The organism is Alteribacillus iranensis (assembly GCF_900113025.1).
GTDB classification, from domain to species: Bacteria; Bacillota; Bacilli; order Bacillales; family Marinococcaceae; genus Alteribacillus_A; species Alteribacillus_A iranensis.
Genome location: NZ_FONT01000001.1, coordinates 694,003 through 710,865 on the forward strand (window position 1 = coordinate 694,003; position 16,863 = coordinate 710,865).

Below are 16,863 nucleotides of genomic sequence, written 5' to 3' on the forward strand. Positions count from 1 at the left end.
AGAAATGAACCCCGCTTCCTTCATTCTTGGCAGCGGGGAGCTACATAAACATCTGCGGGTTCATATCTATAGAAATAAAAAATTTATCCGCTGCCATTTCTTTCTGATAACGTGCAGCGATCTGATTTAAGATGTCGGTCAAGTTCGGTTCATTTCTGTATTTTATCATGCATTGGTATCGATATCTATCTTTAATCCGGGCAATAGGAGAGACGGTTGGACCAAGTACTTTCGTTTCAGGGGAAAGCGAATTTTTTAAATAGGAGGCTATTTTCTCAGCGGTTTTCATAACTTGGACAACATCTTCGTGAGCGATTGTAACTAATGCTAAATAATAATACGGAGGATAGCCTCCCTGTTTTCTTTGTCCCATCTCTTCTAGCATAAACGCTTCGTAATCATGGTGCTTTGCGTACTGAATACTATAATGATCTGGGGTATAAGTTTGGATGACGACTTCTCCAGCTAACTTATCACGTCCGGCTCTTCCACTCACTTGGGTAAGCAGTTGAAACGTTCGCTCGGAAGCGCGGAAATCAGGAAGATGAAGCATCGTATCCGCTGCTAAAATCCCCGCTAATGTGATTTTTGGGAAATCAAGCCCTTTTGCAATCATTTGAGTACCTAGTAAGATGTCTGCTTCTCCCCTGCCAAAAGATGTTAAGAGCTTTTCGTGCGATCCTTTCCGGGACGTAGTATCTACATCCATTCGTATAACACGAGCTTCCGGCAATAGTTTCGTTAATTCCTGTTCTACTTTTTGAGTACCTGTTCCGAAAAAACGAATTTGGTCACTATGACATTCCGGGCACAAAGAAGGTAGAATTTCTTCATAACCACAGTAATGACATTTGATTTTTCGATCATTGTGATGGTACGTGAGTGTGATTTCGCAATGGGGACATTCAGCTGTATAGCCGCAATCCCGGCACATGATGAACGTGGAGTATCCCCTTCTGTTTAAAAATAGAACGGATTGTTCATTTTTTTGAAGTCGGTCTTTTAATTTCTCAAGTAATATCTCCGAAAAAACAGAACGATTCCCTTTCTTTAACTCCGTTCTCATATCTGTGATATGGACAGGCGGAAGCGCAGTGTTGTTCACTCGTTCTGGTAATTCCAGTAATCTGTATACTCCTCGTTTAGCTCGAGCATAAGATTCTAATGAAGGAGTAGCACTCCCCATAATGACAGGGCATCCATGATATTTTCCTCTCCATAACGCAACTTGACGCGCGTGGTAGCGCGGATGATCTTCCTGTTTATAACTGCCTTCATGCTCTTCATCGATAATGAGCAAACCTAAATTCTCAAATGGGGCAAACACTGCAGATCTCGCACCAACGGCTACTTGTACTTCTTTTCGGTGAATTTTTCTCCACTCGTCATATTTTTCACCAGACGATAACGCACTATGGAGAACAGCTACCTTCGAACCGAACCGTCCCTTAAACCGTTCAACCATTTGTGGTGTCAATGATATTTCCGGTACAAGTACAATCGCTTCTTTTCCCGTTTTTATTACTCTTTCAATGGCACGTAAATATATTTCTGTTTTTCCGCTACCCGTTACTCCTCGCAATAAAAATGGCACATGTTCTTTCTTCTCCAATGATTGAACAATGGGCTCGAGGACGTTTGTCTGTCCTTCGGTCAATGCTGGGCGCGGGAATGTATGAAATTCTCTGTTTTCATAAGGATCGCGATACGATTCCAATTCTTCTTCTATTAAGAGGTTTTTCTGAATGAGCGTACGAATGACTTGCCTTGTAACCGCTAGATCTTCCATTACACGTTGGATTGGAACAGATTTCCCATCCGAATGATTCCTCATATAATCTAATACGGCATATTGCTTTTTAGCCCGCGAGTCGAGAACATCCAATAGAGATTGATCTCTCACTTCTCGTGATAATTTTACCGCTGGTATCGTCTTCTTTCTCGTTTTATCTTTTACTTCATAAACAACTTCCATTATATTCTTTTCTAAGGCTTGTTTTACTAGAGAAAGAGTACCTTTTTCTTTTGGTACTTTATCCCACTCCACCTTATGTTTCCCTTGAAATAGCACTTGGAGAACAGGAGGTAATTGATCATTTTCACTATTAAGCTGCAATATTTTTTTCGATTTTGCTCGTATTGCCGCCGGAATCATCGATTGAAAGGCAGTAATTAAAAAACATACTGTCTCTTTTGCGAGCCATTCTCCTAATTCCAAGAGCTCCGACGTTAAAACGGGATGGGGGTCAAGTACATCTGCGATTGGCTTTACGTTTGGTACGTCCGTGGACTCTGCAACTTTCCATACAAAACCTTGTATCTTCCGGGGGCCGAATGGAACGATAACTCTCATTCCAGGACGAATGAGATGAGACAATTCATCAGGAATGGCATAATCAAATGGCTTATTAATTTGCCCTGCTGCGACATCCACAATTACTCTTGCATACATAATTTACACGATCCTTCACAATAATGTTTCCAACTGAGCGAGAATCTCTTTCGCTATACTCTTTTTAGAAGCTAATGGTAACTCTACTGGTTCCTGATCTCTCTTAATCAGCAAAACTTGATTTGTATCGGAGCGGAAACCAGCATTTTCGGAAGTAATATTATTAGCGACTACGATGTCTAAATTTTTTTTATCCATCTTATCAAGTGCATATTCGATTAAATTATGCGATTCCGCAGCAAAGCCCACTAGTAATTGGTTTTCTTTTCTTTTCCCTAATTCAGCCAATATATCCATCGTACGCTCCATCGGGATCGTTACGTCGCCTTCTTGTTTTTTTTCTTTTCTACTATCCACATGTATAGGACGGTAGTCAGAGACAGCAGCCGCTTTAATAACAATATCTGACTGTTCATATTGTTCCATTACTGAATCATACATGTCTTGCGCACTTATCACGTCAACCCTTTTTACATTGCTCGGACTCTCCAGATGTACGGGTCCTGTAATGAGTGTCACATCTGCTCCCATTTTTGAAGCTTCAGCCGCTACAGCAAACCCCATTTTTCCACTGGAGGGATTTGTGAAAACTCGAACCGGGTCTACGTACTCATAGGTTGGACCTGCAGTGACGAGTACTTTTTTTCCTTGGAAAGGAGATTTCTTCTTTACTGATGTTTCAATATAGTGGATAATATCTTCCGGCTCTGTCATTCTACCTTTTCCAATCCAACCGCAAGCTAAATACCCTTCCCCTGGTTCAATAAATTGACAGCCACGTGTTTTCAATACGTTCATATTTTCTAGTACAGCGGGGTGCTGATACATATTTACATTCATGGCAGGGGCGATATATATAGGACACAGCGAAGCGAGCAAAATAGTCGATAACATATCATCAGCTATTCCGTTTGCTGCCTTCCCGATAATGTTAGCTGTTGCTGGTGCTATGATTATCATATCAGCCCAATCCGCAACATCTATGTGTGATACCTTATCCGGTTCAGCTTCTTCAAATGTATCATCGTACACTCGTTCACGAGTTAACGCTTGAAACGTAAGAGGGGTGATAAATTTCTTTGCTTCTTCTGTCATCACTACTTTGACTTGAGCCCCTGCCTGCGTTAGTTTACTTGCGAGCGCCGCTGATTTATATGCTGCAATCCCTCCACTAACTCCCAAAATAATACGTTTATTTTGAAGCATAACTGTCCTCTCCTAGCATGTGAATGAAAACAACAACCTATCAATAAGGATAGGTTGCTGTTGTCCACGTTATTTATACCGCTTTCTTCCGTTGACATCCTCCTCTTTAGAAAGATATCTTCTTGAGCTTAGTTTGCAATGAGCATAGTTACAGCTCATTCTGTTGGCAACGGAAAATCTTACGAGTCTTTTTTATAAGTGAGTTTCTTATCGTTAATTTCATTTAATGCTATTCCTACGAGCTTCGAAGAGTCGTGCTGATCGCCTGCCCCTTCCATCTCAAGCTCTTTTAACTCGCGAGCCCGACGTGCTGAAATAGTGACCAGCGTGTATTTTGAATCAATATGTTTTAGTAAGTTGTCAATGGATGGATATAACATGGTTATTCGACCTCCACGAGTTGTTTATATTTTTCTATCAGTCGTTCTCTCTTACAGTGCTCTGCAGTTACTATTGCTTGAATTCGTTCTACTGCCTTGCCCACTTCATCATTTTCAACGACATAATCATAGTTTTCCATCATTTCCAGCTCGTCTTTCGCAACCATCATACGTTTATCGATCACATCTTCAGTCTCTGTTCCACGGCCGACAATGCGGCTGCGAAGCTCTGCAAGACTAGGTGGCATTAAAAAGATAAAAATCCCCTCAGGATACCGTTCTTTTACTTTTTTTGCACCTTGTACCTCTATCTCCAAAATGATATCTTTTCCTTTGTCGATTGTTTCGGTTACATAATCTATCGGAGTACCGTAATAATTATCAAGGTACTGTGCCCACTCTAGTAACTTGTTATTTTCAATCATTTTTTCAAATTCTTGCTTTGATTTAAAAAAATAGTTAACTCCATCTTTTTCACCAGCTCGCGGCTTGCGTGTAGTTGCGGAAACAGAGTACTCAATATTCGTGTCTTCCATTCGTAATGCACCGCAAACTGTCCCTTTGCCAACCCCTGCAGGACCGGAAAGAACGATAAGAAGACCTTTATCATCTTTCATACTTCCAACGCCTTTCTTGCCAAATTATCTGTTAATCATCTGCTATGTCATCTTTGTTACTTAGACGCTGTGCTACCGTTTCTGGCTGAACGGCTGACAATATCACGTGATCGCTGTCTGCAATGATGACAGCCCGTGTTCTTCTGCCATATGTCGCATCCACCAGCATATTTCGATCTCTAGCTTCTTGTATAATCCGCTTGATAGGAGCAGATTCAGGACTTACTATCGAAATAATGCGATTGGCGGAAACAATGTTACCAAACCCTATGTTTATCAATTTAATATTCACATGAACCCCTCATTTCAACAGAAGCGACAACTACTACTATCTTTACCGCTTTATTATTATAGTATACGAAAATGCGTTCGCTGACTATTCTATATTTTGCACTTGTTCTTTTATTTTTTCAAGTTCACTTTTCACTTCCACTACAAGATGACTAAGCGTCGCATCGTTTGCTTTCGCGCCTATGGTGTTCGCTTCTCGATTCATCTCTTGTACGAGAAAGTCCAGCTTCCTTCCCTTTGCGCCTCTGTCTTCCATAATACTGATAAATTGATCGCAGTGCGCATACATTCTTGTTATTTCTTCTTCTACGTTTATTTTGTCTGCAAATACAGCTGTTTCTGTTAACACTCTTTCTTGCTCTAGTTCATATCGACCATCCAGCAGTTCAGCTATCCGTTGATGTAAACGATTCATATAATAATCGACCACTTTAGGAGCTTGTCTTTCTATGTTAGCCGTAAGACCTCGTATCATGTCGATACGTTGTATGATGTCTTCAAACAGCTTCTTCCCTTCCGCTAATCTCATTTCAAACAGTTGGTCCACTGCTAACTGGACAGCTGCCTTAATCTCATCCATACAGTCTTGGGCCATTTTCGTTTCTTCCTCGACGGTCACAATATCAGGGTGGAACAAAAATTCTTGAAGACTCAAGCGAGGATCAAATAAGTTATATTGTTCTAACTGATCCGCTTCGTCTAGATAGTGATGCAACAATTCCCTATCAACACTTGTTCGTTTGGTGGAAGGGGAAATGCCTTCCAAACTAATAAATACATCTACTTTTCCCCTGGCCACCTTTTTCCGAACCAAAGTCTGTAACTGCTCCTCAAGCATCATCAGCTGTCTCGGCATTCGAAATTGAATGTCACAAAAACGGTGGTTCACGGATTTTATTTCGACAATGATTCGTCCATCTTTGTATTGAGATTGAGCATGCCCAAAACCAGTCATACTAACGGTCATTACTATCACATCCGGTTAATTCCTATTCTAAACAATTCTAACACCCTCTACAAGCAAAAGAAAAGAAGAAACTATTGATTTATCCCTTTTTCTCCTAATTTCCCTTTTATACTTCGATACGTTCTTCCCCCCGTTTTTCTAAAAAAGATCCCTCCCGCGAGCGCAAATGTAGGAATGGCTGCTAAAGCGAGAACGTACAACCACTCAACTGGGGACAATGCTGTCGTATTAAAAATAGGTTGTAGCGTTGGTGTATGAATGACAGCCAGCAGCAGAACCATGGATGACAGAACAGCTGCAGTTAAATACTTATTTTCAAAGGGATTCCTATCAAATATTGTTCTATCTGCCCGACAATCAAATACGTGAATAAGTTGTGCCATAACCAGTACAGAAAATGCTATCGTTTGGGCTCTGACTAAGTTATCTGGCTGTTCATATAATGCTGTCATAAAACCAACGAGAGTAACACACCCAATAAGAAAACCTCTGCTAATTATTTTCCAACCCATCCCTCTTGCAAATATACTTTCAGAGGCAGACCTTGGTGGTCGTTTCATGACGTCTCCTTCTGGTTGATCGAGCCCCAAAGCCATAGCGGGCAATCCATCGGTTATAAGATTTATCCATAAGATTTGTATAGCCACCAAAGGTAAAGGCAGACCAAGCATCACAGCAAATAACATTACTAATATCTCACCGACATTGGATGCAAGCATGTACCGTATAAATTTGCGTATATTTTCGTAAATATTACGTCCTTCTTTGATCGCAGAGCGTATCGTAGAATAATTATCGTCACGCAAAATGAGGGCCGAGGCTTCTTTGGCCACATCTGTTCCTGTCTTTCCCATGGCGATACCGATATCCGCCGATTTTAATGCGGGGGCGTCATTTACTCCGTCACCTGTCATCGCTACTACGTGCCCTTGCCTCTTTAAAACATTTACAATATTAAGTTTTTCTTCGGGGCTGACACGAGCAAACACATAAGTGTTCTGTATAACGAGGTCTTTTTCCTTTTCATTTGCATGGTTCCAATCCCTTCCTGTCATTACTTTTCCATGGGGTGGCAAAATGCCAATATCTTTCGCAATAGCGGCTGCCGTAACTTCATGGTCACCTGTAATCATGATGGTTTTAATGCCAGCACTTCTACACTCTTTCACCGCATCTCTAGCCTCGGGACGAGGAGGATCAATCATACCTTGAATACCTACAAATATTAAATTTCGTTCAGCCTCTGATGCATTTGTCAACGTACTTTCTTCTGTAGCTGGTCGATAAGCTATAGCAATGTTTCGTAACGCCTTATTAGCCATCCACTGAATAGCTTGTTTGATTTCTCTTTTTCGCGTAGGAGTCAACCGTTCTAGCTTTCCGTTCCTTTCCGTGTAAGACGATTTTTCTAGTAAAACATCTGGAGCTCCTTTACATACGATTAAATCGTCTCCATCCCTCTCCTCAACCACCACCGACATGCATTTTCTTTCGGAATCAAATGGAAAAACTTGCTTGATATCATATGAAGATGCCAATGCCCCGGGATTAATTCCTGCAGAAATAGCAGCTTCAGCGAGTGCTTTTTCAGTAGGATCTCCACTTAACTCTTCTTTCTGGTCTTCAAGGTAGTCCAACACAGCTTGATTACATAAAGCTCCATAGGTTAACAGCTTTTCATGGTTTTTCTTAGAAAATCCTTTTGTACGTGGTCTTGATGTCATTTCTTTTCCGTTCCATAAAGCCATAACTTTCATTTTGTTTTGAGTAAGAGTACCTGTTTTATCCGTACAAATGACAGAAGCGCAGCCTAATGTCTCCACTGCTGGAAGCTGTCGGACGATAGCATTTCTTTTAATCATTCTTTGAACACCAAGAGCAAGTACTACTGTAACGATAGCAGGAAGCCCTTCTGGGATAGCTGCAACTGCTAACGATACGCCTGCAAATATCATTTTATAAAACGATTGTCCTTGAAAAACACCTAGAATGACAACGAGAGCAGTTAGTAATAGAGCCGCTGTGATCAACATAGTACCTAAATGAGCAAGTCGTTTTTGTAAAGGGGTTTCCGAATCTTTTGATTCTGTCAATAAATGAGCGATGTTTCCCATTTCGGTATTCATCCCTGTCGCAACGACTATGCCCTCGGCACGACCTTTTGTAATTAATGTGCCGGCAAAAGCCATGTTCGTTATATCACTTATCGCTAATTGATCTCCATTAATTAAATGTGTGCCTTTTATTACAGGATGGGACTCTCCTGTTAAAGCCGATTCCTCTGAGGTAATTTCTCCACCGGATATCAGCCTAATATCAGCACTGACTTTATCTCCCCCGCTCAATCTAACAATATCTCCAGGGACTACGTCTACTGATGGAATCGTCAGCCATTTGCCGTTACGCTTGACCGTCATAACAGGGGATGCCAATTCTTTCAAGGCATCTAAAGACTTTTCTGCTTTATTTTCCTGAATAAAACCAAGGACCCCATTTAAAATGACAATACATAGGATTGTGACTGCATCAACAAGTTCTCCTAGCAAAGCAGAGATGGCTGTAGCACCTAGTAAGATGATAATCATGGTATCTTGAAATTGTTTAAGGAACAGCAGCCATGCCGGCGTATTTTTCTTTTCTTCCAATGAGTTAGGTCCTACTTCACGGTAGCGTTTCTTCGCCTCTTTTTCCGATAAGCCAGCGTCTACGGAGACCTGAAATAGCTTTTCCAATTCTTCTTTCGATTGTTGATGCCAATTCATCCATCTTCACCTCTGCATATACGTGTCACCTCATCTTATTCAGACAAGCTTCATTTCATGCTATACTTGTGCAGAGAAAGGATGAATTGAACTTATGTCTTTTGATGGAATAATGACACGAGCCGTTGTCCATGAATGTGACGAGACATTATCAAATGGACGAATAACTAAAATAAAGCAGCCTTTTAAAACAGATTTACTACTTACTGTTCGAGCAAACCGTAAAAACTATCAGCTGCTTATATCAGCTAATCCCAACTTTTCACGGTTTCATATAACGGACAAGAAGTTAGAAAACCCAGCAGAGCCACCCATGTTTTGTATGATACTAAGAAAGCATTTAGAAAGCGGGTTTATAAAAGAAATACGTCAACAAGGTATGGAAAGAATCGTTACATTTGTTATTGAGGGAAAAGATGAAATTGGAGATAAAGCTACAAAATTACTCATTGTTGAAATTATGGGAAAGCACAGTAACATCATACTAGTGGATGAGAAAACGAATCATATTTTAGATAGCATGAAGCATCTTCCACCTTCTGTAAATCGGCATCGTACAATTTTGCCAGGAAGAGAGTATGTTGCTCCTCCCGCTCAGGATAAGCTAGATCCATTAATGGCAGAGAAAGAAGATGTATTAAAAAAGCTGGACATGAACCAAGGAAAGGTTGACCGCCAGCTGGTCCAGTCTTTCACAGGTATCTCACCTCAAACAGCACGAGAAATTATTCACCGATCCGGACTAGGCAGCGCCGAAAAAATTGCTTCTACCTTTACTTCTATTATGCAAGAGATCAAAGAACATACGTATCATCCCCAAACCATAGAAGTAAACGGAAAGGAATATTATACTGTCCTTCCTTTAACTCATCTTCAAGGCCGCCAAAGTGAATTTGATTCGGTAAGTGAGATGCTCGAGAGATTTCACACTGGAAAAGCTGAACGAGATCGTGTAAAGCAGCAAGCTCATGATCTAGAGCGGTTCTTAAGAAATGAATGGGAGAAAAACAAAAAGAAAATTAAAAAGCTGGAACAATCTGTCCAAAAAGCAACAAAAGCAGATGACTTTCAAAAGTATGGTGAACTTCTTACCGCTAACCTCCACATGATTCAGGGTGGTGAGAAAGAAATTGAAGTAATAGATTATTATGATGAAGAAGGAGGCACCCTTACGATCCCTCTTGATCCTGAAAAGTCACCTTCTGAAAACGCTCAACACTTTTTCCGTCGCTATAATAAATTAAAAACATCTTACTCCAAAGGAAAAGAACAAATTGAGGAAACAAAGCAGGAAATGGCATATTTAGAGCAGTTAATTCAACAATTGGAATCTGCATCAACGCAGGATATCGGAGAAATACGTGAAGAGCTGGCAGACCAAGGATATATTAAGAAAAGACCTCAAAAGGACGGGAGAAAAAGAAAACCGGGAAAACCTTCTCTCGAGAAATACAAATCAAGCGAAGGTGTCGATATTCTAGTTGGAAAAAATAATAAGCAAAATGAATTTTTAACGAATCGAGTAGCTCACAAAGAAGATACGTGGTTGCATACAAAAGATATACCAGGGTCTCATGTTGTTATCCGTAGTGACTCCTATAATGAAGAGACTTTATTGGAAGCTGGAAACATTGCTGCCTTCTTTTCGAAGGCAAAATCTTCCGCATCTGTTCCTGTTGATTATACGAAAGTAAAGCATGTTCACAAACCTAATGGGGCAAAGCCTGGATTTGTCACATATGAACAACAATCTACCATATTTGTTACGCCAGATGAAGATCTTGTCCTCCGTTTGCGTGACAATTCATGATGATAGGGAATAGTTACTATTTAAGTTATTAGAAAGGAGGCTGTTCTCATCGTATGTCTATCATACGGCGAACAGCCTCTTCTTTGTTTGTAACCTTACGAATAAATGACCTCTATTATTCATTCACCGGTAGTGATAGCCAGGAGTCATTCTCCGGGTTTTTTTGCCATTGTTGTAAACGAGTCATTTCTTCCGAGGTCACATATTTATTTTCTAATGCCGCTTCGAGTAAGGCGTTATAATCTGTTAATGTTTCATAACGCAACCCCGCTTCTAGCAACAAATCCTTTCCTTTCTGCAGTCCGTACGTAAAAATCGCAGCACTTCCGAGTACATTTGCCCCTGCTTCTTCTATTGCCTTCTGGACAGTGATAACACTTCCGCCTGTGGAAATCAAATCTTCTATAATTACTACCTTTTGGTTCGCTTTCAACGTACCTTCTACTTGATTTCCTTTCCCGTGTGATTTTGATTTTCCACGTACATAAATCATAGGAAGCCCCATACGGTCGGCAACAAGTGCAGCATGTGGAATACCTGCCGTAGCGGTACCAGCAATCACATCCACTTCAGGATAATATTTATGAATGATTGCAATTAACCCTTCCGCGATACACTGTCTTAAAGCAGGGTACGATAATGTTAATCGATTATCACAGTATATAGGCGACTTTATTCCAGATGACCAAATGTAAGGCTCGTTTGGTGACAAGGATACAGCGTGAATGTTGATAAGCTCTTTTGCTAACCAATGTTTCATGAGTCATTCCTCCATTGTTTTAAGATTTCTTGATATGCCTCTGCAGGATTCGCTGCCTTCGTTACACTTCGACCTACCACAATGGCATCACTTCCTAATGTGTGTGCTTTATAGGGGGAGACCACTCGTTTTTGGTCATCTCTGTTATTATGCTTTAGGCGAATCCCTGGTGTTACGGTTTTACACATTTGTCCTACCCTTTCTTTGATAGAAGGAACCTCTAATGCTGAGCATATCACTCCAGTAGCCCCAGCTCTCATTGCGTGTTGCGCATAATGAATAACAGTATCTTCCAGTGATCTATCTATTAATAATTCCTCTCTCATGATGTCTTCACTTGTGCTTGTTAGCTGAGTCACTGCCAGGCAAGCGGGTGGATGGTGTCCGGAAGGTGTTCCAGCCTCCAATCCTTCACGTGCCGCTTCCATCATCCGGATACCGCCAGCTGCGTGTATGGTCGTCATATCGACGCCTAAAGCTGCAATTTGACGAGCCGCTTCTCTCACTGTGTTCGGGATGTCATGAAGTTTTAAGTCGAGGAAAATGTGATGCCCTGCTTCTTTCCATTCCCAAATAATTGAAGGACCTTCTTTATAAAAAAGTTCCATACCTACTTTTAAAAAAAGTTGTTGTTCTCCAAATTCCTTCAAAAACGTATTAGCTAATGACTTATTATCGAAATCCATGGCTATGATTACAGGCTCTTTCATTGTTCTACAACCTCGCTACGCGTTACATCGTGTATGTTCGCAACTTTTTTCTCTTTTGCCCATTGTTCGAGTCCTTGAATAATCTCCGGACATATAAAAGGGTTAGTAAAGTTCGCGGTACCGATCGCAACGGCATTTGCCCCTGCGTATAAAAATTCCACAACATCTTCCACTGAATGTATCCCACCCATTCCAATGATAGGAAGATCGGTCTGTTGTCGAACTTCATATATCATACGGATAGCTATCGGTTTTACAGCCGGTCCGGATAAACCTCCAACTTTGTTAGCTAGTAACGGTTTTCCTGTGTTCACATTTATTTGCATTCCCGTTACAGTGTTTATCATCGACAGTCCATCGGCACCTGCCTTTTCCACTGCCAAAGCAAGATCTACAATGCTTGTGACATTGGGAGACAACTTCACATAAACCGGTATACTTGATACTTTTTTCACACGTGAGGTTAATTCCGCTGCTAAATCAGGATCCGTGCCGAATGCAATCCCTCCTTCTTTCACATTCGGGCAAGAAATGTTCAGTTCTATGGCTCCTACTAATCCACTATCTGCCAACTGTTTCGCAGTATTTTCATAGTCTTCCATCGTAGAACCTGCCACATTTGCTAGTAACGGCACTTGATATTGTTCTAACCAAGTCAGTTTTTTCTCAATAATATCCTTTACCCCTGGATTTTGGAGACCAATTGCGTTTAACATCCCAGCTGGTGTTTCAGCCACTCTCGGAGTTTCATTACCATAACGGGGTTCTGCAGTGGCTGCCTTTAAAGCAATCGATCCAAGCTGGGAGAGGTCATATAGTTTTGCAAATTCTTCTCCAAATCCAAAGCAGCCCGATGCAGGCATAATAGGATTTTTCATTGGTAAACCGGGAAGTTTTGTTTCAAGAATCATCTCAATGCCACCTCTCTCCATGGAAACACAGGACCGTTGCTGCAAACTTTTCTGTAGTCCTTCCCTGTTGGATCATCTTGCACATGGCATACACAGGCAAAACATGCGCCAATACCACAGCCCATTCGCTCTTCAAGAGATAAGGCACCTTTTGCGTCTGGAAAAGTATCTTCGAGAGACTTCAACATAGGAACAGGACCACACGCAAACAACTGGTCAAATGAGATATTTTCTCGACGCATGACATCCGTCACAGTTCCTTTATGCCCTTCTGTTCCGTCCATGGTACAATAAAATACTTCCCCTAGTTCAGCAAATTTATCGTGATAAAATGTTGCCGAAGCAGTCGAAAAACCTAGCACAGAAACGACATGAATTCCTTTTTTCTTTAATTCTAATCCGAGCCCATACAGAGGCGGCACACCAATTCCTCCACCAGCCAATACGACTGTATCTGTTCTATTCACATTCTCTATATTAAATCCATTGCCCAACGGACCAAGAACGTCTATTGTGTCACCAATCTTTTTTTCGGATATACACTTCGTCCCTTGACCACCAGACCGGTATATGACTGTTAATTGTCCTTTATCTTTATCATTGGAACAAATACTAATCGGCCGGCGCAAAAGTGGTGTAACTTGATTGGTTGTTTTCATATGCAAGAACTGTCCCGGCTGGTTGACCTCTTCTGGTATATTTCCTTCCAGTTTCATCTCAAAAATATGCTGGGCTATGGGAAGGTTCGAACGTATTCTCATCTCTTCTTTTATCATTCTTTCACTCCGTTCCCTAGCGGCTGCTTCCTCGATTCCATAAGTGGCATAGCTTCCGCGGAAAAAGTAATCATCTCTAACACTTTAAGAAGTGCATCAGCCGTATCGATCGAGGTCATACAGACCACTTCATTTTCTACTGCTTCTCTGCGAATACGGAAGCCGTCCCGAGCCGGCTGCTTTCCTTTCGTCAAGGTGTTCACGATAAACTGGGCTTTTCCTTCTCGGATAATATCAAGCAAGTTTGGTGATTCTTCCGCTACTTTGTTCACTACAGTGGCGGGAATATTATGTTGTTGAAGGAATGTCGCCGTGCCTTCCGTCGCAATCAGGTGATAGCCGATTCGATAAAAACGGCGTGCAAGCTCTAATGCTTCTTCTTTATTCTTGTCTGCCACCGTGAATAGCACCGAGCCATGTGTAGGTATTTTCATGCCGGAAGCAATTAATCCTTTATATAATGCTTTTTCCAACGACTCATCCCGGCCGATTACTTCGCCAGTCGACTTCATTTCCGGCCCTAATGAAATATCTACTCTTCGTAGTTTTGCAAAAGAGAATACAGGTACTTTTACTGACACGCCGTCCTTTTCTGGTAACAAACCACGTTCATACCCTTGACTGTCTAAATTCGCACCAATCATGATTTTAGCTGCTATCGAGGCGATAGGAACTCCGGTAATTTTGCTTAGAAACGGTACCGTTCTGCTCGCACGCGGATTTACTTCTAACACATATACTTCATTTTCATGAATAACGAATTGAATGTTTAATAATCCTTTTATATTAAGTCCTTTGCCGATGGCTATAGTCCGCTCTACAAGTTTTTGTTTTAATTCATCTGAAATCGTTTGAGTCGGGTATACAGCGATAGAATCCCCTGAGTGCACACCAGCTCTTTCAATATGTTCCATGATCCCTGGTATGAAAACAGTCTCCCCATCAGCGATCGCATCCACTTCTATTTCTTTTCCTAACAAATATCGATCAATAAGCACAGGATGCTTTTCATTTACTTTTACAGCCCGAGCCATGTAAGACATTAATTCTTCCTCATTATCGACAATTTCCATAGCTCGCCCTCCGAGAACATAAGAAGGACGTACTAAAACCGGGTAGCCGATCTTTGCAGCAATCGCGGTTGCTTCCTCTACGGAAGTCGCTGTTTGGCCTAATGGCTGAGGAATATTAAGATCTTGTAACGTTTGTTCAAACTTGTCTCGGTCCTCTGCTCGATCCATATCTTCAAGGGTTGTTCCTAATATCTGGACTCCACGTTCATGTAAACCATCCGCCAGATTTATTGCAGTCTGTCCTCCAAATTGAACGATCACCCCTTCAGGTTTCTCACAGTCAACAACATGCATGACGTCTTCTATGGTGAGCGGCTCAAAATATAATTTATCAGAGATACTAAAATCCGTAGAAACCGTTTCAGGATTGTTATTAATAATGATCGCTTCATAGCCTTCTTCCTGTAAAGACCAGACAGTATGAACAGTAGCATAATCAAATTCTACACCTTGTCCAATTCTAATCGGTCCTGAGCCGATGACTAGGATTGACTTTTTGTCTGACCTTACACTTTCATTTTCTTCTTCATAGGATGAATAGTAGTATGGAGTCTGGGACTCATATTCGCCTGCACAAGTGTCCACCATTTTGTACACGGGAGTAATGCTATGGTCCCGCCTGAAATCATATACGTCTCTTTCCTCCCATTCCCATACAATAGAAACCATTTCATCGGAAATACCCATGTCCTTTGCTCTTTTCAGCAATGTTATATTTCCTGGTTGAGCCGCCAGATTTTTTCCTGTCTCCACAATATCTTTCATTTTCTCTAGAAAAAATGGATTGATCTTTGTTAACTCGAACACCTTGTCTAATGACCAAGAACGTTGGAACGCTTCTCCTACTACAAAAATGCGCTCGTCTTCAGCATTGGTTAACTTTTCTTCGATTTGTTCGTCTGTGAACTTACTGAATGAGGCGTCAACAAGATGTGGTTTCCCGAGTTCCAACGAGCGAATCCCTTTCATCAAAGACTCCTCGAATGATCGGCCAATCGCCATGACTTCTCCCGTAGCTTTCATCTGTGTTCCTAACGTACGATTACCGGATTCAAACTTATCAAATGGCCATCTCGGGATTTTCGTAACAACATAGTCAAGGGCCGGTTCAAAGAAAGCGAATGTCGTTCCTGTAATTGGATTTTTAAGTTCATCCAATTGGTATCCAGCTGCAATTTTGGCAGCAAGCTTTGCAATGGGATAGCCTGTCGCTTTCGATGCTAAAGCCGAGGAACGGCTGACCCGGGGATTTACTTCTATAATGTAATATTCAAAGCTGTCAGGAGATAGGGCAAATTGTACATTACATCCTCCTTCTATCCCTAGGGCTTCAATAATGTTTAACGCAGACCGACGCAACATTCCACTTTCTCTGTCAGACAACGTTTGGCATGGAGCCGCGACGATAGAATCCCCAGTATGAATGCCAACGGGGTCGATGTTTTCCATATTACAAACGACAATTTTTTGCCCAGCCGAATCTCTCATCACTTCATATTCGATTTCTTTGTAACCGGCAATACTTTTCTCAATTAAACATTGAGTGACCGGACTATATTTCAATCCTGAACTGACAATCTCTTTTAATTCGTTTTCATTAAATACAAGGCCTCCGCCTGTCCCACCAAGTGTATAAGCTGGTCTTACAATCACAGGATATCCAATTTCTTCAACAAAGCGCTCTGCTTCCTCTAATGTTTGAACAATTTCACTGTCTGGTACCGGAACATTCAATTCACCCATCAGAGCTCGAAATGCTTCTCGGTCTTCTGCTTGTTCAATAGCAGCCAGCTCGGTTCCTAATAATTCTATTTGATAAGCTTCTAATATCCCTTCTCTATGCAATTCCATTGCCATATTGAGTCCTGTTTGGCCACCTAACGTAGGCAGCAATGCATCGGGTTTTTCTTTGCGAATAATACGAGTGACAAAATCGAGCGTGATAGGTTCCATGTATACTTTGTCAGCCATATTTGTATCTGTCATAATGGTGGCCGGATTCGAGTTAATTAAGATAACTTCATACCCTTCCTCTTTTAAAGCTTGACACGCTTGCGTTCCTGCGTAATCAAATTCCGCAGCTTGCCCGATAACTATCGGACCCGACCCAATCACTAAAATTTTATGGATGTCTGTACGTTTTGGCAT

At 41.3% G+C, this 16,863-nt stretch carries 13 protein-coding genes; 1 reads left to right on the top strand and 12 read right to left on the bottom strand.

All coding sequences use genetic code 11. From position 1 onward, the window contains the following. Positions 1–40: 40 nt before the first annotated feature. The 7 genes from priA to BM095_RS03475 all read right to left on the bottom strand — a co-directional run bounded on the left by priA (position 41) and on the right by BM095_RS03475 (position 8,675). Positions 41–2,455: a primosomal protein N' gene (gene priA, locus BM095_RS03445; RefSeq protein ID WP_091657381.1), complete on the bottom strand. Its 2,415-nt coding sequence runs from the start codon at positions 2,453–2,455 to the stop codon at positions 41–43. A gap of 12 nt (positions 2,456–2,467) precedes the next feature. Beyond that, positions 2,468–3,658 (bottom strand): bifunctional phosphopantothenoylcysteine decarboxylase/phosphopantothenate--cysteine ligase CoaBC, encoded by a 1,191-nt coding sequence (gene coaBC, locus BM095_RS03450; protein WP_091657384.1) that lies wholly within the window; start codon positions 3,656–3,658, stop codon positions 2,468–2,470. A gap of 179 nt (positions 3,659–3,837) precedes the next feature. Then, complete coding sequence (rpoZ, locus tag BM095_RS03455; protein WP_091657387.1) at positions 3,838–4,038, bottom strand: DNA-directed RNA polymerase subunit omega; 201 nt, start codon at positions 4,036–4,038, stop codon at positions 3,838–3,840. A 2-nt stretch (positions 4,039–4,040) separates the two neighbouring features. Beyond that, positions 4,041–4,655 carry a guanylate kinase gene (gene gmk / locus BM095_RS03460; protein WP_091657390.1) on the bottom strand — a complete coding sequence of 205 codons (615 nt, stop codon included), beginning with the start codon at positions 4,653–4,655 and terminating at the stop codon, positions 4,041–4,043. Between the two features lie 31 nt (positions 4,656–4,686). After that, positions 4,687–4,947 carry an extracellular matrix/biofilm regulator RemA gene (gene remA, locus BM095_RS03465; protein WP_091657393.1) on the bottom strand — a complete coding sequence of 87 codons (261 nt, stop codon included), beginning with the start codon at positions 4,945–4,947 and terminating at the stop codon, positions 4,687–4,689. An 84-nt stretch (positions 4,948–5,031) separates the two neighbouring features. Next, complete coding sequence (locus BM095_RS03470; protein ID WP_091657395.1) at positions 5,032–5,913, bottom strand: YicC/YloC family endoribonuclease; 882 nt, start codon at positions 5,911–5,913, stop codon at positions 5,032–5,034. Positions 5,914–5,984: 71 nt separating this feature from the next. Then, positions 5,985–8,675 (bottom strand): calcium-translocating P-type ATPase, PMCA-type, encoded by a 2,691-nt coding sequence (locus tag BM095_RS03475; protein ID WP_091657398.1) that lies wholly within the window; start codon positions 8,673–8,675, stop codon positions 5,985–5,987. Between the two features lie 94 nt (positions 8,676–8,769). On the opposite strand from BM095_RS03475, the gene BM095_RS03480 reads away from it, so the two are divergent. Further along, complete coding sequence (locus BM095_RS03480; RefSeq protein WP_177194671.1) at positions 8,770–10,485, top strand: Rqc2 family fibronectin-binding protein; 1,716 nt, start codon at positions 8,770–8,772, stop codon at positions 10,483–10,485. A 115-nt stretch (positions 10,486–10,600) separates the two neighbouring features. On the opposite strand, the gene pyrE is transcribed toward BM095_RS03480, so the two are convergent. The 5 genes from pyrE to carB are packed head-to-tail and all read right to left on the bottom strand — an operon-like array spanning position 10,601 to position 16,863. Then, on the bottom strand, positions 10,601–11,245 hold the full coding sequence (pyrE, locus tag BM095_RS03485) for an orotate phosphoribosyltransferase (protein ID WP_091657403.1): 645 nt from the start codon (positions 11,243–11,245) through the stop codon (positions 10,601–10,603). Next, the gene (gene pyrF / locus BM095_RS03490) at positions 11,242–11,955 is read right to left on the bottom strand and encodes an orotidine-5'-phosphate decarboxylase (protein ID WP_091657406.1); all 714 of its coding nucleotides are present in this window, start codon (positions 11,953–11,955) and stop codon (positions 11,242–11,244) included. The genes pyrE and pyrF overlap by 4 nt, the downstream gene beginning before the upstream one ends. Then, a complete protein-coding gene (locus BM095_RS03495) occupies positions 11,952–12,863 on the bottom strand; it encodes a dihydroorotate dehydrogenase (RefSeq protein WP_281243859.1) in 912 nt (303 codons plus the stop codon). Before BM095_RS03495 ends, pyrF begins: the two co-directional genes overlap by 4 nt. Beyond that, entirely contained in the window at positions 12,863–13,642 is a 780-nt protein-coding gene (locus BM095_RS03500) for a dihydroorotate dehydrogenase electron transfer subunit (RefSeq protein ID WP_091657412.1), read from the bottom strand. The genes BM095_RS03495 and BM095_RS03500 overlap by 1 nt, the downstream gene beginning before the upstream one ends. Then, entirely contained in the window at positions 13,639–16,863 is a 3,225-nt protein-coding gene (gene carB, locus BM095_RS03505; RefSeq protein WP_091657416.1) for a carbamoyl-phosphate synthase large subunit, read from the bottom strand. Before carB ends, BM095_RS03500 begins: the two co-directional genes overlap by 4 nt.

Bases quoted from the DNA above. Each gene is read 5' to 3' on its own strand.
- coaBC (WP_091657384.1), bottom strand. From the start codon at position 3,658: ATGCTTCAAAATAAACGTATTATTTTGGGAGTTAGTGGAGGGATTGCA.
- rpoZ (WP_091657387.1), bottom strand. From the start codon at position 4,038: ATGTTATATCCATCCATTGACAACTTACTAAAACATATTGATTCAAAA.
- BM095_RS03470 (WP_091657395.1), bottom strand. From the start codon at position 5,913: ATGACCGTTAGTATGACTGGTTTTGGGCATGCTCAATCTCAATACAAA.
- pyrE (WP_091657403.1), bottom strand. From the start codon at position 11,245: ATGAAACATTGGTTAGCAAAAGAGCTTATCAACATTCACGCTGTATCC.
- BM095_RS03500 (WP_091657412.1), bottom strand. From the start codon at position 13,642: ATGATAAAAGAAGAGATGAGAATACGTTCGAACCTTCCCATAGCCCAG.
- pyrF (WP_091657406.1), bottom strand. From the start codon at position 11,955: ATGAAAGAGCCTGTAATCATAGCCATGGATTTCGATAATAAGTCATTA.
- BM095_RS03480 (WP_177194671.1), top strand. From the start codon at position 8,770: ATGTCTTTTGATGGAATAATGACACGAGCCGTTGTCCATGAATGTGAC.
- gmk (WP_091657390.1), bottom strand. From the start codon at position 4,655: ATGAAAGATGATAAAGGTCTTCTTATCGTTCTTTCCGGTCCTGCAGGG.
- carB (WP_091657416.1), bottom strand. From the start codon at position 16,863: ATGCCAAAACGTACAGACATCCATAAAATTTTAGTGATTGGGTCGGGT.
- BM095_RS03475 (WP_091657398.1), bottom strand. From the start codon at position 8,675: ATGAATTGGCATCAACAATCGAAAGAAGAATTGGAAAAGCTATTTCAG.